The organism is Primorskyibacter flagellatus, from assembly GCF_048268605.1.
GTDB classification, from domain to species: Bacteria; Pseudomonadota; Alphaproteobacteria; order Rhodobacterales; family Rhodobacteraceae; genus Primorskyibacter; species Primorskyibacter flagellatus.
The window spans coordinates 436857-456924 of sequence record NZ_JBLWVF010000001.1 but is presented as its reverse complement, the minus strand read 5'-3'; the positions used below and the strand labels follow the sequence as shown (position 1 = coordinate 456924).

Annotated in this window: 21 protein-coding genes; 11 read left to right on the top strand and 10 right to left on the bottom strand. The window is 60.4% G+C overall.

Annotated elements, in window-relative coordinates:
- The first annotated feature begins 40 nt into the window (after positions 1 to 40).
- The 8 genes from ACN0WV_RS02160 (at position 41) to ACN0WV_RS02125 (ending at position 8509) form a co-directional block, all read left to right on the top strand.
- The gene (locus ACN0WV_RS02160; RefSeq protein ID WP_417603454.1) at positions 41 to 379 is read left to right on the top strand and encodes a P-II family nitrogen regulator; all 339 of its coding nucleotides are present in this window, start codon (positions 41 to 43) and stop codon (positions 377 to 379) included.
- A 115-nt stretch (positions 380 to 494) separates the two neighbouring features.
- A complete protein-coding gene (glnA, locus tag ACN0WV_RS02155; protein WP_084349897.1) occupies positions 495 to 1901 on the top strand; it encodes a type I glutamate--ammonia ligase in 1407 nt (468 codons plus the stop codon).
- A 195-nt stretch (positions 1902 to 2096) separates the two neighbouring features.
- Positions 2097 to 2912: a lytic murein transglycosylase gene (locus ACN0WV_RS02150; RefSeq protein ID WP_084349896.1), complete on the top strand. Its 816-nt coding sequence runs from the start codon at positions 2097 to 2099 to the stop codon at positions 2910 to 2912.
- A gap of 301 nt (positions 2913 to 3213) precedes the next feature.
- The gene (locus ACN0WV_RS02145; RefSeq protein ID WP_417603451.1) at positions 3214 to 4425 is read left to right on the top strand and encodes a bifunctional alpha/beta hydrolase/OsmC family protein; all 1212 of its coding nucleotides are present in this window, start codon (positions 3214 to 3216) and stop codon (positions 4423 to 4425) included.
- Between the two features lie 143 nt (positions 4426 to 4568).
- The gene (purB, locus tag ACN0WV_RS02140; protein ID WP_417603449.1) at positions 4569 to 5870 is read left to right on the top strand and encodes an adenylosuccinate lyase; all 1302 of its coding nucleotides are present in this window, start codon (positions 4569 to 4571) and stop codon (positions 5868 to 5870) included.
- 267 nt (positions 5871 to 6137) lie between these two features.
- Positions 6138 to 6296 carry an adenylosuccinate lyase gene (locus ACN0WV_RS02135; protein WP_143514456.1) on the top strand — a complete coding sequence of 53 codons (159 nt, stop codon included), beginning with the start codon at positions 6138 to 6140 and terminating at the stop codon, positions 6294 to 6296.
- 107 nt (positions 6297 to 6403) lie between these two features.
- Positions 6404 to 7471 carry a flagellar motor switch protein FliG gene (locus ACN0WV_RS02130; RefSeq protein ID WP_417603447.1) on the top strand — a complete coding sequence of 356 codons (1068 nt, stop codon included), beginning with the start codon at positions 6404 to 6406 and terminating at the stop codon, positions 7469 to 7471.
- A gap of 162 nt (positions 7472 to 7633) precedes the next feature.
- Positions 7634 to 8509, top strand: a complete 876-nt coding sequence (locus ACN0WV_RS02125; protein WP_417603820.1) for a lysophospholipid acyltransferase family protein — start codon at positions 7634 to 7636, stop codon at positions 8507 to 8509.
- On the opposite strand, the gene ACN0WV_RS02120 is transcribed toward ACN0WV_RS02125, so the two are convergent.
- Positions 8473 to 9168, bottom strand: coding sequence for a DUF1223 domain-containing protein (locus tag ACN0WV_RS02120; protein ID WP_084349891.1), 696 nt, complete (start codon positions 9166 to 9168; stop codon positions 8473 to 8475). The two genes, ACN0WV_RS02125 and ACN0WV_RS02120, sit on opposite strands and share 37 nt — an antisense overlap.
- 326 nt (positions 9169 to 9494) lie before the next feature.
- Here ACN0WV_RS02120 and acnA point away from each other — a divergent pair, with 326 nt between their 5' ends.
- Together acnA and ACN0WV_RS02110 are read left to right on the top strand one after the other, a co-directional pair.
- Complete coding sequence (acnA, locus tag ACN0WV_RS02115) at positions 9495 to 12266, top strand: aconitate hydratase AcnA (protein WP_417603445.1); 2772 nt, start codon at positions 9495 to 9497, stop codon at positions 12264 to 12266.
- A 205-nt stretch (positions 12267 to 12471) separates the two neighbouring features.
- Positions 12472 to 12606, top strand: coding sequence for a hypothetical protein (locus ACN0WV_RS02110; protein WP_268876722.1), 135 nt, complete (start codon positions 12472 to 12474; stop codon positions 12604 to 12606).
- 78 nt (positions 12607 to 12684) lie between these two features.
- Here ACN0WV_RS02110 and ACN0WV_RS02105 read toward each other — a convergent pair whose 3' ends face one another.
- The 9 genes from ACN0WV_RS02105 to yajC all read right to left on the bottom strand — a co-directional run bounded on the left by ACN0WV_RS02105 (position 12685) and on the right by yajC (position 18933).
- Positions 12685 to 13224: a DsbE family thiol:disulfide interchange protein gene (locus tag ACN0WV_RS02105; RefSeq protein WP_417603443.1), complete on the bottom strand. Its 540-nt coding sequence runs from the start codon at positions 13222 to 13224 to the stop codon at positions 12685 to 12687.
- Positions 13217 to 13375, bottom strand: coding sequence for a heme exporter protein CcmD (gene ccmD, locus ACN0WV_RS02100; protein WP_179141397.1), 159 nt, complete (start codon positions 13373 to 13375; stop codon positions 13217 to 13219). The genes ACN0WV_RS02105 and ccmD overlap by 8 nt, the downstream gene beginning before the upstream one ends.
- Complete coding sequence (locus ACN0WV_RS02095) at positions 13372 to 14121, bottom strand: heme ABC transporter permease (protein ID WP_417603441.1); 750 nt, start codon at positions 14119 to 14121, stop codon at positions 13372 to 13374. Before ACN0WV_RS02095 ends, ccmD begins: the two co-directional genes overlap by 4 nt.
- A 41-nt stretch (positions 14122 to 14162) precedes the next feature.
- A complete protein-coding gene (gene ccmB, locus ACN0WV_RS02090; RefSeq protein ID WP_417603439.1) occupies positions 14163 to 14819 on the bottom strand; it encodes a heme exporter protein CcmB in 657 nt (218 codons plus the stop codon).
- Positions 14816 to 15427, bottom strand: coding sequence for a heme ABC exporter ATP-binding protein CcmA (gene ccmA, locus ACN0WV_RS02085; protein ID WP_417603437.1), 612 nt, complete (start codon positions 15425 to 15427; stop codon positions 14816 to 14818). The genes ccmB and ccmA overlap by 4 nt, the downstream gene beginning before the upstream one ends.
- Before the next feature lie 95 nt (positions 15428 to 15522).
- On the bottom strand, positions 15523 to 15876 hold the full coding sequence (locus ACN0WV_RS02080) for an Mth938-like domain-containing protein (RefSeq protein WP_417603434.1): 354 nt from the start codon (positions 15874 to 15876) through the stop codon (positions 15523 to 15525).
- A gap of 99 nt (positions 15877 to 15975) precedes the next feature.
- Complete coding sequence (gene secF / locus ACN0WV_RS02075; RefSeq protein WP_084349883.1) at positions 15976 to 16944, bottom strand: protein translocase subunit SecF; 969 nt, start codon at positions 16942 to 16944, stop codon at positions 15976 to 15978.
- A gap of 3 nt (positions 16945 to 16947) precedes the next feature.
- Positions 16948 to 18609, bottom strand: a complete 1662-nt coding sequence (gene secD, locus ACN0WV_RS02070; RefSeq protein ID WP_417603432.1) for a protein translocase subunit SecD — start codon at positions 18607 to 18609, stop codon at positions 16948 to 16950.
- A gap of 36 nt (positions 18610 to 18645) precedes the next feature.
- A complete protein-coding gene (gene yajC, locus ACN0WV_RS02065; RefSeq protein ID WP_417603430.1) occupies positions 18646 to 18933 on the bottom strand; it encodes a preprotein translocase subunit YajC in 288 nt (95 codons plus the stop codon).
- A 406-nt stretch (positions 18934 to 19339) separates the two neighbouring features.
- Here yajC and ACN0WV_RS02060 point away from each other — a divergent pair, with 406 nt between their 5' ends.
- Positions 19340 to 19978: a trypsin-like serine peptidase gene (locus tag ACN0WV_RS02060; protein ID WP_417603428.1), complete on the top strand. Its 639-nt coding sequence runs from the start codon at positions 19340 to 19342 to the stop codon at positions 19976 to 19978.
- Positions 19979 to 20068 lie beyond the last annotated feature (90 nt).

The window sequence follows — 20068 nt, the reverse complement described above, 5'->3', positions numbered from 1 at the left end:
GATCAATCCCTAGCGACACCTGTTGCGACGGAGATTTCAGATGAAGAAGATCGAGGCGATTATCAAGCCATTCAAGCTTGATGAGGTGAAAGAAGCCCTGCAAGATGCCGGCATACAGGGATTGAGCGTCATCGAAGTCAAAGGTTTCGGACGCCAAAAGGGCCATACTGAACTCTACCGAGGCGCGGAATATGTCGTCGATTTCCTGCCCAAGGTGAAGATCGAGGTCGTGCTGGACGATGATCTGGTCGATGATGCCATCGCGGCAATCATCGACGCGGCCAAGACCGACAAGATCGGCGACGGCAAGATTTTCGTCAGCCCGGTCGAACAGGCGATCCGCATCCGAACCGGAGAGGCCGGCTCAGACGCGCTCTGAGCCTGCCCCGGACCTGATCCGGGGCCTCGATGCTTCAACACTCCCACCCGAATTCAATTCCAGTTGAAAGCTCACGGCCACCGGCCGGGACGCGATGAGAAGAGGACAACCAAAGATGAGCAATGACGCAATTCTGAAAACCATCAAGGACGAGGATATCGCCTATGTCGATATTCGCTTCACCGACCCGCGCGGCAAGTTGCAGCACGTCACGGTGGTCTCGGATCTGGTCGACGAAGATTTCCTGGAAGAGGGCTTCATGTTCGATGGCTCCTCGATTGGCGGTTGGAAATCGATCGAAGCCTCGGACATGAAGCTGATGCCCGACACCGAAAGCGCCTATATTGATCCGTTCTACGCGGAAAAGACGCTTTGCATCCATTGCTCTGTCGTCGAGCCGGATACCGGCGAAAGCTACGAACGTGACCCGCGCGGCACCGCGGAAAAGGCAGAGGCTTACTTGAAATCCTCGGGCATCGGCGACGTGTCCTACTGGGGTCCGGAAGCCGAATTTTTTCTGTTCGATGATGTTCGTTTTTCAAACTCTATCAACAAGGTATCCTACGAAGTTGATGCGATGGATGCGTCCTGGAACAGCGACACACAATATGAGATGGGCAACACCGGGCACCGCCCCGGCCTGAAGGGCGGCTACTTCCCGGTCAATCCGATCGATGACGGGCAGGACATCCGCGCTGAAATGCTGACCACCATGAAGCGGCTCGGCATGAAGGTCGACAAGCACCACCACGAGGTTGCGTCCTGTCAGCACGAGTTGGGCCTGATCTTCGGCACGCTGACAAAGCAGGCCGACGAGTTGCAGAAATACAAATACGTCATTCACAACGTGGCGCAGGCTTACGGCAAGACCGCGACCTTCATGCCCAAGCCGATCTACGGCGACAACGGCACCGGCATGCATGTGAACATGTCGATCTGGAAAGACGGCAAACCGCTGTTCGCGGGCGACAAATATGCCGATCTCAGCCAGGAAGCGCTGTATTTCATCGGTGGCATCCTGAAGCATGCCAAGACGCTCAACGCCTTCACCAACCCGGCGACAAACAGCTACAAGCGGCTGATCCCAGGCTTCGAGGCTCCTGTGCTGCGCGCCTATTCGGCCAGCAACCGGTCCGGCTGCGTTCGTATTCCGTGGACCGAATCGCCCAAGGCAAAACGCGTCGAGGCACGCTTTCCCGATCCCGCAGCAAACCCCTATCTGTGCTTTGCTGCCCTGCTGATGGCCGGTCTCGATGGCATCAAGAACAAGATTGATCCGGGCGAAGCGATGGACAAGAACCTGTACGACCTGCCGCCGGAAGAGCTGGAAGGCATCCCCACGGTCTGCGGCTCGCTGCGCGAGGCGTTGGAGGCGCTCAAGTCAGATCACGGCTTCCTTCTGGCAGGTGACGTGTTCACGAAAGACCAGATCGACGGCTATATCAAACTGAAGATGGAAGAGGTCGAACTTTACGAACAAACACCGCACCCGGTCGAGTTCGGAATGTATTACAGCTGCTGATTTCCAGCTTGCACAGCTATCGGAACGGGGCGTCTTCACGGACGCCCTTTTCTTTTCTGCCTTCGAAAAGAACATCGCTTTCACGCGCTCCTGCGCGCGTCACCGTACCGAAAAACCGCATTTGCCTTCCCTCTTGGCCCAGAGCATCTCTGCGGGTAGGGTCGTCTGGATCAGTTACCTATTCCGGAGACCGCAATGCGTCCGATTTTCACCGCTCTTTTCCTGTCGCTGCTGACTGCCTCTCCGGCATTGGCGGCGAATTGCATCACGAACAAGGGCAGTTTTGGTGCCTATAAGCAGGGTCTCAGCCAACAGGCCGCGTCCAATGGCGTGGGCCAGAGCGGCCTTCAGGCGCTTGGCAGCGCATCCCTGTCCAGCCTGACATGGCGGTTCGAATCCAACCCGTCCAGCCAAAGCGGCGTCTCATACGGCGATCCGGCGGCGTTTCTCGCCAAGCGTTCGGGCAGCTCTGCGCAAAGTTTCATCAACATGGCGCGCTCGAAGAAAAGCAAGAATCCCAACACGTTCTCATCGATCGAACGCACTTACGGTGTACCGGCCGACCTTCTGGTGACAATCTGGGGACTGGAAACAAGCTGGGGCGGCTATCTTGGCAAGACGCCCATCGTCGACGGGGCGGTCACGCTGGCCTCCTATTGCCGACGGCATCCGCGCTTTGAAGGCAGCGCGATCGCGGCGTTGAAACTGGTGGATCGCGGTGTGATCTCGACCAGCACGCAGGGTGGCCCGTCGGGCGAATTGGGGCATATGCAGTTTCTGGCCGAGAACTGGCTGCGCTACGGTGTTGACGCCAACGGCGATGGCAAGGCCGATCCGTATAGCGCGGTCGACGCGCTGGCCTCTGCCGCCAATATGCTGCGCCAGAACGGCTGGCAGCCCGGTCAACCTTATGGCGAAGGCACACGCAACTTTCAGGCGCTGTCTGCCTGGAATGACAGTGGTAACTATCAACGCGCGATTGTCTACGCGGCCCAACGGATCGGAGGGTAAGTTAAATATCACCTTTAACATTTACTTATCAATGACTTAAAGGGAAAATGCAAGGCTTTAGATGAAGATGCGCCCGCTCTTGATGGTTGCAACAGGCGGCGGGCGCGTTGCAACGCGACAAGACTGACCAGCATCAGGCGTGCGGACGGTTATGCGAAATTGGCCACTCCGCCCGCAAGATCCGATTTCTGCTGAACACCAAACAACACCGGCCGTCACCTTGACGTGACAGCCATGACACATCTCTGGCGGGCAGGCACATGTCTGCTTACCCTTTCAATAACATCAGAAAGGAGCCGCCATGGCCACCGAACGTATCACTTTTGACGGCCACGCGGGCGCCCCGCTCGCCGCGCGGCTTGATCTGCCGGAGGGCCCACATCTGGCCACGGCGCTGTTTGCGCATTGTTTCACCTGCTCCAAGGACATCGCCGCCGCGCGCCGGATCGCGGGTCGGCTTGCGATGATGGGGATCGCCGTTCTGCGGTTCGATTTCACCGGGCTTGGGCATTCAGGCGGCGAATTTGCCAATACGTCTTTCTCGTCGAATGTGCATGATCTGCACAATGCCGCCGCCTATCTTAGCGCGCGCGGCATGGCACCGTCGCTGATAATCGGTCACTCACTGGGCGGCGCGGCTGTGCTGCGCGCTGCGGGCAGCATCGACAGCGTGCGCGCGGTCGTCACCATCGCAGCCCCCTTCGATCCCGCCCATGTGACCCATAACTTCGCCAATGCGCTGGACAAGATTGCCGAGGATGGCCGTGCAGAGGTTGATCTGGGCGGGCAGACCTTCACGATCTCGCAGGGTTTCGTGCAGGACGTCACGTCGGAAAAGCTTGAAAGCGCCATTTCCGGGCTGAAACGCGCGCTGCTGGTGATGCATGCGCCGCGCGACAGCGTTGTGGACATCTCCAATGCGACACGCATCTTTACCACCGCGAAACATCCGAAAAGCTTTGTCACGCTGGACGATGCCGATCATCTGGTCAGCCGCGCAAGCGATGCAGAATATGCAGCACAGGTAATTGCCGCCTGGGCCGGACGCTACCTTGATTTGCCAGCGCCCGCACCGCCCCCCGGCGCGCCCGAAGGCGTGGTCCGCGTGGCAGAGGCTGATCCGGACGGCTTCCTGCAAGACGTACAAAACGGCCCGGATCATCACATGTTGGCCGACGAGCCTGAGGCTTATGGCGGCAGCAATCGCGGCATGTCGCCCTACGGGTTCCTGGCTGCCGGTCTGGGTGCCTGCACCTCGATGACGATCCGCATGTATGCGCGCCGCAAGGGCTGGCCGCTGGATCACGTCTCGGTGGATGTTCGCCACGACAAGGTCCACGCGCAGGATGCGTCCTCTGGAAGTACTGACAAGATCGACACGTTCCGCCGCCGGATCACGCTTGAAGGTGAGCTATCACAAGAGCAATGCGCCAAACTGCTGGAGATTGCGGATAAATGTCCTGTCCATCGCAGCTTGGAGCGCGGCGCGAAGGTGCTGACGGAACTGGTCTGACGCGCCGCGCCGGTTGACGTCAGGAACCGTTTCGGCCCCGACCAGCTGCCCTGGCACGCTGGTCGGGGCGCTACTGCCTTGTGGGCAAGGCCGCTTGGGTCTAAACCCCGCGCAATCCCGTTTGCAGCTTGGAAGGCCCGCCGATGATCCCCCGCTATTCCCGCCCCGACATGGTCGCAATCTGGTCGCCCGAGACCAAGTTCCGCATCTGGTACGAGATCGAGGCCCATGCCTGTGACGCTCAGGCCGAACTGGGGGTCATCCCGAAGGCAAATGCCGAAGCGGTCTGGAAAGCCAAGGACGTGGAATTCGACGTCGCCCGGATTGACGAGATCGAAGCCGTGACCAAACATGACGTGATCGCCTTTCTGACCCATCTGGCAGAGATCATCGGCAATGACGAAGCGCGGTTCGTGCATCAGGGCATGACCTCTTCGGATGTGCTGGACACCACCTTCAACGTGCAACTGGTCCGTGCTGCCGATCTCTTGCTTGCCGATATGGACAAACTGCTGGAGGCTTTGAAACGCCGCGCGCTGGAACACAAGGACACCATTCGCATCGGCCGCAGCCACGGTATCCATGCCGAACCCACGACCATGGGCCTGACCTTCGCGCGTTTCTACGCCGAGATGGACCGCAACCGCACCCGTCTGGCCACCGCCCGCGACGAGATTGCCACCGGTGCGATTTCCGGCGCGGTTGGCACATTTGCCAATATCGACCCCGCGGTTGAAGAACATGTTTGCGCAAAGCTGGGGCTGAAGCCCGAACCGATCAGCACGCAAGTGATCCCGCGCGACCGTCACGCCGCGTTCTTCGCAGCCCTCGGCGTTGTCGGCAGCTCTATCGAGAATGTCGCGACCGAAATTCGCCACATGCAACGCACCGAGGTTCTGGAAGCCGAAGAATTCTTCTCTGCCGGTCAGAAGGGCTCTTCCGCGATGCCGCACAAGCGCAACCCGGTTCTGACCGAAAACCTGACCGGTCTGGCGCGTCTGGTGCGCATGGCCGTTGTGCCTGCCATGGAAAACGTAGCTCTTTGGCACGAGCGCGACATCAGCCACAGCTCGGTGGAGCGCAACATCGGCCCCGACACCACAATCACGCTGGATTTCGCGCTTGGTCGTCTGACGCAGGTCATCGACAAGCTGGTGATCTATCCCGACAACATGCTGGCCAACATGAACAAATTCAAAGGTCTGGTGATGTCCCAACGCGTGTTGCTGGCGCTGACGCAGGCCGGTGTCAGCCGCGAGGATTCCTATCGCCTTGTCCAGCGCAACGCGATGAAGGTCTGGGAGAAGGGTGCCGATTTCAAGACAGAGCTTCTGGCGGATGACGAGGTCACAGCCGCCCTGTCGAAAGAAGAAATCGAAGAGAAATTCGACCTCGGTTATCACACCAAGCATGTCGACACGATCTTCAAACGCGTGTTTGGCTGAAGCGACTAGACACGTAAATTGCGATCCCTCACTGTCCGACAGTGGGGGATTTTTCGTTTTGCCAACGTCGCGAGGAAGGCGTTTCGTGCCTGCCTGAAGCGTCGCTATTTTTGCTGACAGACAGACGCCCGAACGTTCCAGCGCTTCCGGCCAGAGCCCGGCGCGCGACGGCAAGCTGACGCCGATCTCATTGAACCTGTGTCTTCACGTTTTGTCGCAGGCCAAGGCTGTGTTATGTTGTCTCCACAGACCAAATGGAGAATTGCAATGAACCTCAAGACAATTCTGGCCGCCACGGCTCTGGCAATCATTCCCGCAGTCGGCGCTTGGGCGTCCTGTTCGGGCCATAGTGAGGCGATGTCCTGCGCTCAGGGCACTGTCTATGACAGCGCATCGGGCAGCTGTGTCGAGCAAGTGACCGGCTGAGGCAAAAAGAATAAACTGCGATCAAACGTCACTCGTTCAGGGTTTGTTCACCTGACTCGGGTTAGGTCGGGACCATACGGGATGTAGCCGGACGAGGTCCTGAACGGATGACGAACCAGACACAGATCGCCACATTGGCTTCACCTGCCGCCCGCCCACCGGTCGGCATGACCCCTGTATTGACCCGCCGCCAGAAGGCGGCGATCGTGGTGCAGTTCATTCTGAATGAAGGTGCAGAGGTGGCCCTGACCACCCTGCCCGATGACTTGCAGGCCACGCTGACCCAACAGCTTGGCGACATGCACTATGTGCACACCGACACTTTGAACGAGGTGTTGACCGAATTCGCCGACGAACTCGGCGGCGTTGGGCTTAGCTTTCCCAAAGGGATCGCGGGGGCCTTGTCGGCGCTGGACGGAAAGATCAGCGCCCAGACCGCCCAACGCCTTCGCAAAGAGGCCGGCGTGCGTCAGGCGGGCGATCCGTGGGCGCGCATCGCGCGTCTATCGGCCGATGAATTGCGCCGTATGCTCGAGGCTGAAAGCACAGAGGTTGCCGCCGTTGCCCTGTCAAAAATTGATGTGACCCGCGCGGCAGAGGTGCTGTGCAAGCTGCCCGGTGCCCAGGCCAGATTGATCGCCTACGCAGTGTCGCAGACCGGCGCTGTCACCCCGGATGCCGTTGACCGGATCGGTCTGAGCCTTGCAAGCCAGCTTGATAACAAGCCCGAACGCGCCTTCAATGCGGCTCCGGAAAATCGGGTCGGGGCGATTCTGAACGTCTCACCATCGCTGACCCGCGACGATGTGCTGAGCGGATTGGACGAGACTGACAGCGTCTTTGCGCAAGCCGTCCGCAAAGCGATCTTCACCTTCTCTGACATTCCGACGCGGATCGCAGCGCTGGATGTGCCGCGCATCCTGCGCGACGCCGATGGTGACGCGATGGTGACCGCGCTGGCCTTTGCAGCGACCATCGGTCAGGACGAGGCCCGCGACCACATGCTCGAAAATCTGGGCAAGCGCATGTCGGAACAGATTCGCGAACAGATCGAAGAGCGCGGCACGCCAAAACGCAAGGACGGCGAGGCGGCGATGAACACTGTGGTTGCCGGTATACTGTCCTTGGTCGAAGCCGGCGAGATCACATTGGTCCAGCCTGACGAAGAAGAGTGAACTCAGCCGATACTGGCAATGTAACGGTGCGATACAAATGGCCCGATGCTTGTGATCGTTCCTGCCTCGGCCTATGTCTCGGCAGTCCTTTCAAGGAAAGCCGCCACAAACGTGCAAGACAAGACATCTTCGACGCCCCCCAAGGGCAGCTTTGGCGACTGGATGACCGATCGCGCATTACGGGCGATGATCCGGCTGGCACTGGTCTTGCCGCTGCGTGCCCGGCTCTGGCTGATGGGTCGGCTGATCAGCCGCATCGTCGCGCCGCTTGCCGGATACCGGGACCGCGCCATGGCCAACCTTGCCCATGTCTGGCCGGACCTGCCCGAAGCGGAACGCAGGCAGCTCGCAGATGCCGTGGCCGACAATGCCGGGCGCACGATGATCGAGAATTACGACGTCAAAGGCTTGCTGCGCAGAATGACCAACACGCCGGTGCACGGGCCGGGTGTTGACGCCGCAGAACAGGCCCGCGCCGAAGGCCGCCCGGTGGTTTTTGTCACCGGACATTTTGGTAATTTCGAAGCACCTCGTGCAGCACTTGTTGCGCGCGGATTCGAAATCGGCGGGTTGTACCGGCCCATGTCCAACGCCTATTTCAACGCACATTACGCCGCCAATATGCATGCCCTGTCCGGCCCCGTCTTTGAACAGGGCCGCCGCGGTACGCTGGGGTTGATGCGCCATATCCGTGAGGGTGGCATGGGTGTGTTGCTGTTCGACATATACGACAGTTCGGGCACGCCATTGCCGTTTTTGGGAAAGCCCGCCCCGACGGTCACCTCGGCTGCCGATATCGCACTAAAAACCGGGGCCTTGCTGATCCCGTTCTTCGGTACAAGACAACCGGACGGGCAGAATTTCCACATCGAATTCGATGAGCCGGTGCCGCATGGCGACCCGGTAGAGATGATGCGGCAAGTGACACAAGCGCTGGAACGCCGGATCGAGGCCCATCCCGAACAGTGGTTCTGGATCCACCGCCGGTGGAAGCCAAAACGTCAGCGCAAACGTGCAGCTGCCAAGATCGGGCCGTGACCGGCGCGCTGAACCAATACGACCAGTGGACGTGGACCCGAAATCGGCAGGCGCGCCTTATAAGTGCCCTGCCCGTCCCAGCGTCCCAGAACCCGCCAGTCAGTCACGACATTGTGGTAGGTCAGCGTCCGCCCGGCATTCTCGCCGCGCTTTATCGCAACAACAGTTTCGGGCTCGTAGCGCACCAGATGAATGTCTGCCGGTCCGGCAGAGCGCAGGGCGCGGGCCGAAATCACCAGTTCTGAACCGTTGCGGGCAAGTTCCACCAACACGGGCAGACGTTGCGATTCGTGTTTGCGGATCAGATCGGCCACATCCATCCTGCGGTTGCCGACGACATCCTCTGTCCCTTGCACAACCATCTGCGGCGTGTAGATGCTGCGATGACCGGCAGCCGCGGCATAGGCCTTTTGCCGCTTGGTGAACCCGGCCTGGGCGAAGACATCCTTCCAGCCGATATAATCCCAATAATCGACATGCAGCGCCAGAGCGATCACATCGTCACGCCGGGCAAGCTCACCCAGCAGTTGGTCCGCAGGCGGGCAAGAGGAACAACCCTGCGAGGTGAAAAGCTCTACCACCACCGGATGGTCCTGCGCCGCAGCAGCGCCAGCCAGCGCTATCCAGATTGTGGCGATCCATCCAACCAGCTTTCGCATGCGTCACTCTATTCCGTTTGAAGTATCCCAACGTCATTAAAACGATCATGCTGAAATAGCCAATCAAGGATTTGCGATAACCCGAGAGCTGTCCCAAAGAACCGAGCCGCCACCGTTTTGGCACCGCCAATCTCTCGCCTCAGCGACGAAAGCGGACGCATTGACACCCTGTTCCGTGTCAGGTGTCGCAATTTCTGGATCTGGCGGCCCAAATTCGGTGTGCAATGGTATACATAACGACGCACCCCCCTTGATTGGCACGTCAGGTTAGGGCAGATAACAGCCAGCAACACCCTTATCACCCGCATTTCGCAAGGGAGCCAATAATGCCCATCACAGTCGGTCAGGATACAGCCAAGACACGCAAGACGTTGTCTGTCGGCGACCAGTCTTTCGCCTATTACTCGATCCCCGCAGCCGAAGCAGCCGGGCTTGGGGATTTCTCGAAACTGCCCGCCGCGCTGAAGGTCGTGTTGGAAAACATGCTGCGGTTTGAGGACGGCAACACCGTCACCGTCGACGACATCAAGGCGTTTGCCGAATGGGCGACCAAAGGCGGCAAGAACCCGCGCGAGATCGCCTATCGTCCGGCCCGCGTACTGATGCAGGATTTCACCGGCGTCCCCGCCGTGGTTGACCTTGCCGCCATGCGTGACGGCATCAAGCATCTCGGTGGCGACCCGCAGAAGATCAACCCGCTGAACCCGGTCGATCTGGTCATCGACCACTCGGTCATGATTGACGAATTCGGCAACCCGCGCGCCTTCCAGATGAACGTGGACCGAGAGTATGAGCGCAACATGGAGCGCTATACTTTCCTCAAATGGGGCCAGACCGCGTTCAACAATTTCCGCGTTGTGCCACCGGGCACCGGCATTTGCCACCAGGTGAACCTGGAATATCTCAGCCAGACCGTCTGGAGCGACAAGGACCAGAACGGCGATGTCGTCGCTTATCCCGACACGCTGGTCGGCACCGACAGCCACACGACCATGGTCAACGGCGCGGCCGTTCTGGGCTGGGGCGTTGGCGGGATCGAGGCTGAGGCCGCGATGCTGGGTCAGCCGATCTCGATGCTGATCCCCGAAGTCGTGGGTTTCAAACTGACCGGCCGCATGGTCGAAGGCACCACCGGCACCGACCTGGTTCTGAAAGTCGTGGAAATGCTGCGTGAAAAGGGCGTGGTTTCCAAATTCGTGGAATTCTACGGTGACGGTCTGAACAATCTGCCACTGGCGGATCGTGCCACTATCGCCAACATGGCACCGGAATACGGTGCCACCTGCGGCTTCTTTCCGATCGACGACGAAACCCTGCGTTACCTGCGCAATACCGGCCGTGAAGACGACCGCATCGCACTGGTCGAGGCCTATGCCAAGGAAAACGGCATGTGGCGCGGCGCGGATTACGATCCCGTCTATACCGACACGCTGGAGCTTGACATGGGCACGATCGTGCCCGCCATTTCCGGCCCCAAACGTCCACAGGACTACATCGCGCTGGATTCCGCGGCCACCGCATTTGGCCAGTACGTCAAGGGCATCCGCGAAGGCAAGGACACCAGCGCGAGTTCCGAGGTTCGCTGGGAAGGTGAAGGCGGCGCGCCGGAACCCACCGACATCCCCGGTGATGAGGGGCATCACAAACGGGGTTTCGTTCCGACAGAGAAAAGCCACTACCAGCTGCATGACGGCTCTATCGTGATTGCCTCGATCACGTCCTGCACCAACACGTCGAACCCTTATGTGATGATCGGCGCGGGCCTTGTGGCGCGCAAGGCGGCGGCCCTTGGCCTGACGCGCAAACCGTGGGTCAAGACATCCCTCGCCCCCGGATCGCAGGTCGTCTCTGCCTATCTGGAGGCTGCGGATCTGCAAAAGGACCTCGACAAGATCGGGTTCAACCTTGTCGGTTATGGCTGCACCACCTGTATCGGCAACTCCGGCCCGCTGGCCGAGGAGATCTCGAAATGCATCAACGACAATGACCTGATCGGCACGTCGGTCCTGTCGGGCAACCGCAACTTCGAAGGCCGGATCAGCCCGGATGTGCGCGCCAACTATCTGGCATCGCCGCCCCTCGTCGTGGCCTATGCGCTGGTGGGTGACATGAATGTCGACATCACCAAAGACAGTCTTGGCAAGGACAAGGACGGCAATGACGTCTACCTCAAGGACATCTGGCCGACCACAAAGGAAATCGCGGATCTGGTCGAACAGACCGTGACGCGCGAGGCGTTCCAGTCGAAATATGCCGATGTCTTCAAAGGCGACGAAAAATGGCAGGGCGTCGAGGTTCCGCAGCAGGAAACCTATGATTGGCCGTCCACATCGACCTATATCCAGAACCCGCCCTACTTCCAGAACATGAGCAAGGAGCCGGGCACCATCAGCAATATCGAAGGTGCGCGTGTTCTGGCCTTGCTTGGCGACATGGTCACCACTGACCACATCAGCCCGGCCGGTTCGTTCAAGGACACCACACCAGCGGGCCGCTATCTGACAGAGCGTCAGGTGCCGTCGCGCGAATTCAACTCTTATGGCAGCCGTCGCGGCAACCATGAGGTGATGATGCGCGGCACATTCGCCAACATCCGCATCAAGAACGAGATGCTGGACGGGGTCGAAGGCGGCTACACAAAAGGCCCGGATGGCGAACAGGCGGCCATCTTCGACGCCGCAATGGCCTATCAGGAAAACGGCACGCCGCTGGTGATCTTCGGTGGCGAGCAATACGGCGCGGGCTCCAGCCGTGACTGGGCGGCCAAGGGCACGGCCCTGCTGGGCGTCAAGGCAGTCATCGCCGAAAGCTTTGAGCGTATCCACCGGTCCAACCTGGTGGGCATGGGCGTCGTCCCGCTGGAATTCACCGGCGGCGACACCCGCAAATCGCTGAAGCTGACGGGTGACGAGACGGTCTCGATCTCGGGTCTGGACACGATCAAACCGCTTCAGGATGTGCCTTGCACCATCACCTATGCCGACGGCACGGAAAAGGAAATCACGCTGAAATGCCGGATCGATACCGCGATCGAGATTGAATATATCGAGCATGGCGGCGTGTTGCATTACGTGCTTCGCAACCTCGCGGCATCCTGATCCGTCAGGCCCCACAACCCCAAGCTGACGGGGTTCAATGCAGAAAATGGCGCGTCGCTTCGGTGGCGCGCCTTTTCGTTTTGTGCAACCCTGCTATGCGCGGGTCTTCGCCAAACACGGCTTCGTGACGCGCCAGCCCGGAAATTTCCCCTTATGTCATTTGCTGTAATGCCCCATTTGAAGGGCAAGCAAAGAGGCAGAGACCATGAAGAACACGATCACATTCGCGCAGATCATCGCATTGAGCATTCTTGTCGTTTACGGTGCCCAGGCCAGCACCAAGTCGCCCCCGGCCTGCCCCTCGCTCAGCGCATCGGAACATTGCGCGATCACGCCCTGAGATAAGGGTCCCGCTATTCTTGGTATTTCATAGCAAATGCGCGTCGTCTCGGCCCGGTTCGGGCCGGGACGGCAAGCGTCAGTCAGCCAATGCTTTTTCCAGCTCGGGCGCGAAACGGTTCTCATAATCTGATCCGACCAACGGTCCGGCAAAGCGAAACAGCACTGTGCCATCGCCATCGACGATGAATGTCTCGGGTGGGGCGGTCACGCCCCAATCAATCGCGCTGCGGCCCTTGGGATCAAACGGAACGGCTATGAACGGGCTGTCCGACTCGGCCAGATATTTCTGTGCGTCCTCGGCCTGATCCTTGAAGTTCACTCCGACGATCCGCATCCCCTGTGCCTCCAGTTCCAGCAGCTTGGGGTGTTCGGCGCGGCACGGCGGACACCAGCTTGCCCAGAAATTCACCAGCGTCACCTCGCCCGTTGCTAGCGCCCCCGGTTCGAGCGCGGGATAGCCGGTCAGGGCAGTCTCGGTAGTCGCCGGTGCGGGCTGTCCGATCCGGGTGGAGGGCAAACCCTGCGGATCGTCGCGGAACATGCCAACGTAGAACAAGGCGGCCAGCCCGGCAAAGATCGCCGGCGGTGCAATCATCAGTGGTGAAATCTTAGCCACGGCGTGTTCCCCTTGTTTCAACCCGGTCCAGCTCTGCCTTGACCCGGCGCGCGCGCCAGAAGCTGACGCCGACCAGGGCCACGATCAGCAGGATCGACACTGCATAGGATGACAGTACGACATCCGCGTATTTCCCCAGATCCGGCATCACCCCATCCTCTCCCGCGCCATCAAGGCCCGTGTCCGTCGTGCCCGAATTTCAGTCTGTGTGCGTAGAAAAACCAGCGCGATGAACAGCAGCGCGAACCCTGCCATCGACACAAAAAGCGGCACGGCAAAGATGTTGCTGACACGTTCTTCGGTATCGCCCGCAAGCGCGCCCGCACGCATCACCGACGCGCCCTGATGCAGACCCTGATTCCAGAAATTCACCGCATAGCGGCTGAGGATCGCAAAGACCGACCCCACCAGACACAGGATAGAGGTCAGATCAGCGGCGGTGTCGTCATCCTCGATCGCGGCCCAAAGCGCCATGTAGCCAAGGTAGAACAGGAACAGGATCAGGAACGAGGTCAGCCGTGGATCCCATTCCCACCACGTCCCCCACATCGGCTGGCCCCAAAGCGCACCGGTGACCAAAGCGATCACCGTCATCACCGCACCCACGGGGGCGGCGGCACGGGCGGCCAGCGCGCTGACATGGTGGCGGCGCACGATCCAGATCAGTGACGCCACCAGCATCATCAGCCAGGCATTGATGGCCATCAGCGCGGCCGGTACATGCAGGTAGATGATCTTGACGGTCGATCCCTGCCGGTAATCGTCCGGCGTGAAGAAGAACCCCCAGACCAGACCCACAAGCAGCGTCACCACCGCCGCAGCCGACAGCCAGGGCAACAGCCTGTCGGTGGTCCGGATGAATTTCACCGGGTTCGCATATTCCCAGATAGAGGCCATGCCTCCTCCTACATCAGTTCCGCGCCGTCCTAACAGATGGTTCAGCGCAGGTTAATCCGCAACACTGCCGCAGAGGCAAATGGCAATAGCGCGATCACGCCAAAAGTGATCCCGGCAAGCATGGTCAGTGGCGTCACGACCTCCAGCCCGGCAGCGCCACGTCGCGCGACCTCTGCCCCGAAGATCAGCGTCGGGACGTAAAGCGGCAGGACCAGCAGCGACAGGAGCAGCCCGCCACGCTTGATGCCCACCGTCAGGGCGGCACCGAAAGTTCCGATCACCGAAAGTGCGGGCGTCCCCAACAGCAACGACACCGTGACCCATAGATAGCCCGGCCCCGGCAGGTTCAGCAGCACGCCAAGCGCCGGCGCGACCAGCACCAGCGGCAGGCCGGTGGTGATCCAATGCGCGAGCGCCTTGATGCTGACGATCCCTTCCATCGGCAAGGGCGCGGTGGCCAGCAGATCCAGACTGCCATCCTCCCAGTCCAGCGCAAGGATGCGATCCAGCGACAGAAGGCAGGCCAACAGCGCCCCCAGCCACAGGATGCCGGGAGCGATCCGCGCCAGCAGGGCGCTTTCCGGCCCGATACTGAACGGCACCAGCACCGTCACGATCAGAAAGAACGCAAGCCCAAGACCAAAGCCGCCGCCCGCGCGCACGCCAAGCCGCAGATCGCGTGTCAGCAACGCGATCACAGGAACGCCTCGTCCGGGTCAGAGGCCCGCCAGACGGCGCGAAAGGGCGTGACATCCAGCAGTTCAGTGTCCAGTCCCAGATCAATATGGGTGGCGATCAGCGCCGATCCGCCCTGCCCCAGATGGGTGCGCACGGCTGCGGCGAACAGTTCGACAGACGCCGCGTCCAATGAGACTGTTGGTTCATCCAGCACCCAGATCGCGCGCCCCGTCACCATGAGCCGCGCCAGTCCCAAACGACGTTTCTGCCCCGCCGAGAGTGTCCCGGCGAGCCGATCCGACAGGGCCTCCAGATCGAAGGCGCGAAGTGCCGCCACGATGTCACCGGTGCCAAAGACCGACGCCCAGAAAGACAGGTTTTCGGACACGCTCAGCATCACCTTCAACCCGTCAGCATGGGCGGCATAGGCAATCTCTTCACCGTCGCCCTCGACCCGCCCGGCCAAGGGCGGCTGCAAGCCCGCGACGGTGCGCAAAAGCGTTGTCTTGCCGGACCCGTTCGGCCCGCGCAACACAAGCGCCGTGCCGGGTGAAAGGCTGAAATTCAACCCTTCCAGCACCGCAACCCCGCCACGCGAGACGCTGAGATCTATGGCATGCAATGTCATGGTGTCGGGCTTAATTCATTGCCCGCACGGACAAAAGAGATCAAATGCGCGCGGGTGATGTTGATTACTGCCCCGGCAAGGCCCCACCGGCACGCTCAAACCGGAAGCGCAGCCAGCGCCACCCGCCGACCTTCGGAAAGCAGCACATTATACGTCCGGCAGGCCGAGGGCGTGTTCATCACCTCGATCCCCATGCCCGCGGCCTCCAATTCTTCGCGCAAGTCACGCGGCAGATGCAGGATCTCGGCACCGGTGCCGACGAACAGCACGTCAATGTCCTCGGCAAGCGCCAAAAGCGGCGCGCGGTCGTCATAGCCGCCCCAGCTTTGCACACCACCCGCGCTTAGAATAACCGGGCCTTCCACGACTTTGCCGCCGATCCGGAAATAGCCGGACCCATAGCCCTCGACGGGCTGGGCATCGGTAAAGACGATCTCGTTCAGGCGCATGTCCTTCTCCTTCAGTCGAACAGCAGTTCACCGCCAGCGCAGCGCCCGCGAAAGAGATGGCCAACGGCAGACGCGCGTTACAGCGCCCCTGCCTTCATGTCAGGCATCAATATCCGCGAATTGCGTTCCGGCCTTGCCATCCGTCTTTGTCCAGTCGCGCTTGACGCCCAGCCAAAGCAGGGAGGTCGAGGCCACGAAGATCGACGAATAGGTGCCCACGACAACACCCCAGATCATCGCAAAGACAAAGCCACGGATCACGTCGCCGCCCAGCACGAACAGCGCGATCAGCGCAATCAGCGTGGTGATCGAGGTCATGAACGTCCGGCTAAGCGTTTCGTTGATCGAGACATTCAGAACCTCTTTCAGCTCCATCTTCTTGAATTTGCGCAGGTTTTCGCGAACGCGGTCGAACACCACGACCGTATCGTTCAACGAATAGCCCACAATGGTCAGAAGCGCCGCGATGATCGCAAGATCGAACTTGATGCCGACCTCGGAGAACACGCCGATGGTCAGCACAACGTCATGCACGAGCGCGACCACGGCCCCAAGCGCAAACTGCCATTCGAACCTGAGCCAGATATAGACGAGCACCGCAAAGATCGCGAGAACGACGGCAATCACGGCGGTCTGGATCAACTCGCCAGAGACTTTCGGGCCAACCGATTCCACCGACACGAACCTGATATCCGGGGTCACCTCGGACAAGGCGTTTTCAGCGGCGACAATGGTTTCGGATGAAACGCTATCCGTCTCGTCCTGGGCCTGAATGCGGATCATCGCCACGTTCTGCTCTGGCCCGAAATTGGGGTCGAACACTTCGGATATGGTGATGTCGCCCAGTTCCAGCGCGGCCAGCGCGTCACGATACGCGCCCACATCCACCGTCTGTTCGCTTTGCGTGCGGATGGTCGTACCGCCGCGAAAGTCGATGCCGTAATTCAGCCCGCGCGCCCCGAAAGAGATCAGGGCAAGCACGATCATGAAGGCCGAAATGCCCAGCCACAGCTTTGAGCGGCTGAAAAAATCCCAGTTCGTCGTCTCGGGTACCAGTCTCAGGCGCATGGGTCAGACCTCGATCGTCTTGGGGCGGGTGCGTTCGAACCACATCACCACCAGCAGGCGGGTGACGAAGATCGCGGTGAACACGGATGTCAGAATGCCGATGCCCAGAGTGATGGCAAAGCCGCGTACCGGACCAGAGCCCATGGCAAACAGGATCACGGCCGTGATGAAGGTGGTGATATTGGCGTCGATGATCGCTGACAGCGCTTTTTCATAGCCAAGATCAATGGCACGCGCCGGGCCTCGGGCGGATTTCAGTTCTTCCCGGATACGCTCGAAAATCAGCACATTGGCATCCACGGCCATGCCGATGGTCAGCACGATGCCCGCAATCCCCGGCAGCGTGAGTGTTGCCCCGATCAGGCTGAGCAGTCCGAAAAGCAGACCCACGTTGATCAGCAACGCGATATTGGCAAAGATGCCGAACAGGCCGTAGCTGAGGAACATGAAGACCAGCACCGCAATGAAAGCAACGATACAGGCGATTTTGCCCGCGTCGATGCTGTCTTGGCCAAGCTCCGGCCCGATGGTGCGCTGTTCCAGAAAATTCAGCCCGGCAGGCAAGGCACCCGCGCGCAGCAACACGGCAAGCTTGGTGGATTCCTCGACGGTGAAATTGCCGGTGATAATGCCCGAACCGCCCGGAATATGGCTTTGGATCACCGGCGCGCTGATGACCTCGTTATCCAGCACGATGGCGAAGGGGCTGCCGATGTTCTGGGCGGTATAATCTCCGAATTTCCGCGCCCCTGTCGGGTTGAAGCGGAAGTTGACCGCTGGACGCCCGTTCTGGTCAAAGGCAGGCTGCGCGTCGGTCAGCTCTTCGCCTGTGACAACCGGAGCCGTCTCCAGCGTGTAATACAGCCCTTCCTCATCGAGGGACGGCAACACTTCCTGCCCCGCAGGCACAGTGGCGTCGGCATTCGAGCCGCGCCCCATGACAGGCTGAAAGGTCAGTTGCGCGGTCGTGCCGATGATCGCGATCAGCTCTTCCGCGGACCCGATGCCAGGCACCTGAATCAGGATGCGGTCGGCCCCCTGACGCTGGATCGTGGGTTCGCGTGTGCCAACCTCGTCGATGCGACGTCGAATGATTTCAAGGGCTTGTTGCAGCGTGCGGTCATCCATCGCCGTGCGTTCCGCCTCGGACAGGGTAACGACCAGCACATCGCCGTCGCCCGCCACGTCCAGATCGCGCGCCCCTGCGGCGGTGATCGAGGTGACGGGTTGCGACAATGCGCGCGCAACCTCGATCGCCCGCGCCATACCTTCGGGCTGCGAGATCTTCACGCGAAGTTCATCATCGCCGGAAGGTTGCAGACGGATCGTGCCGACATCAGAGCGCGCCTCGCGCAGGGCGTTGCGCAGCTCTGGCCACATTGAATCCATCCGCGCCTTGTAGACATCCTCGACCTGAACCTCGGCCAGCAGGTGCACGCCGCCCCGCAGATCAAGGCCCAGATTGACCAGGGACGACGGCAAGAACGACGGCCAACCCGCTGATTGTTCAGCAAGTTCCGGCGTTTGCCCTGCGACCTCGATGGTGGCCACAGCGTCGTTATGTGTCTCGACGCGGGAGTAGAAGGCGTTGGGCATGGCCAAAAGCAGGCCTGCGATACACACTGCCCAGATAAGCACGCGCTTCCAAAGGTCGATTTGCAGCATAAGGCCGCTCCGTCTACGAGGCAGAAATTGGGCGGATCAGGTGTCGGCGGGTTCTGTCTTGGACAGCACCTGCGCGATGGTGGATTGCACCACGCGAACCTTCATACCTTCGGCAAGTTCAACTTCCAACTCGTTGTTTTCCTTGACCTTAACGACCTTACCGATCAGGCCACCCTGGGTCACGACCTGATCGCCACGGCGCAGAGCGCTTACCATCTTCTGATGATCTTTCAGCTTTTTCTGCTGCGGACGGATCAGGAGGAAATACATGATCGCGAAGATCAGAATGAGAGGCAGAAACTGCGCGATGGCGCTGGTGTCCATGGGAAGGCTCCGTTGGTTCAGGCGGAGACATCCCCGCAAATTCTGGCGGAACCTATGCGCAGAGCCGGGGCATTGCAAGGCGGCTTGGTTGGTGCATTTTGTGCTTTTTGTACCTCCGTTCTGTACAAAAGCCCTATGCCCCGCAAATCCCCGCAGATTGCCGCCAATCCGCGACGGCGCTAGGGTCCGGCCACGCCGCCCAAGTTGCTGGCCGGAATAACGGACGGGACATCACATGGACAACGCCATGCAGCCAACCACGCCGGTCCGGAAGGACACAGCGGTCGGGGATGCAATGCTTGCCCGACAGAACGCGATATGCCGAGTGGACTATCCGGCAACTGCCCCCAAAGGTCGACGCGCCAGCGGATTGACCGGACAGAGGCGCATGCGGTTTTGGGCGGCAATGATCCTTGTATTGGGGCTTTGTGTGCCGGCGCAGGCTGAACTGCCCGCCCTGCCATTGGAGGACCACGCAGCGTGGCAGGCCGTGGGACGGGTCAATCAGGCGGGGTTCAATCAAAAGGCGCTGTGTTCCGGCACGCTTGTCGCACCGGATCTGGTGCTGACGGCGGCGCATTGTGTGCAGGGGCGCGACGGAGTCATTCCGCTGAGCCGGTTGCATTTCGTCGCGGGCTGGCTGGGCGGGGATTATGCCGGCGATTCAGCTGCCCAACGGGTCTTGGTGCACCCCGATTATGCCGACAAGCCCGGCCCATCGGACATCGCTTTGATGTGGCTGAAACACCCGCTGGAGGTGACACCGTTTGCAATCCACGCACCGCAGCCTGGGATCGTCGCGATCATGGGATATCAGGACAACCGGCCGCACCGGCTGGGCGCGCGGTTCGATTGTCAGCGGCTAAGCGATACCCAGCTGTGGCTGTCCTGTCCGGCGCGAGGCGGTACCTCTGGCGGGCCGGTCTTCCAGCAGGTTGACGGCATCTGGCATGTTGTGGGCGTGGTCAATGGCGCGAACAGCACGGCCAGTCTGGGTGCCCCTGTAGGAGAATGGGTATTGAGCCGGATGACGGACGAGCCCTGACAAAGCGGCGTCAGTTCGACAAAACACATGCGGAGTCTGGCAATCGCGCAGCGTTGCGGGTTGCGTCCAATGCACCTCACGGGCAAAACA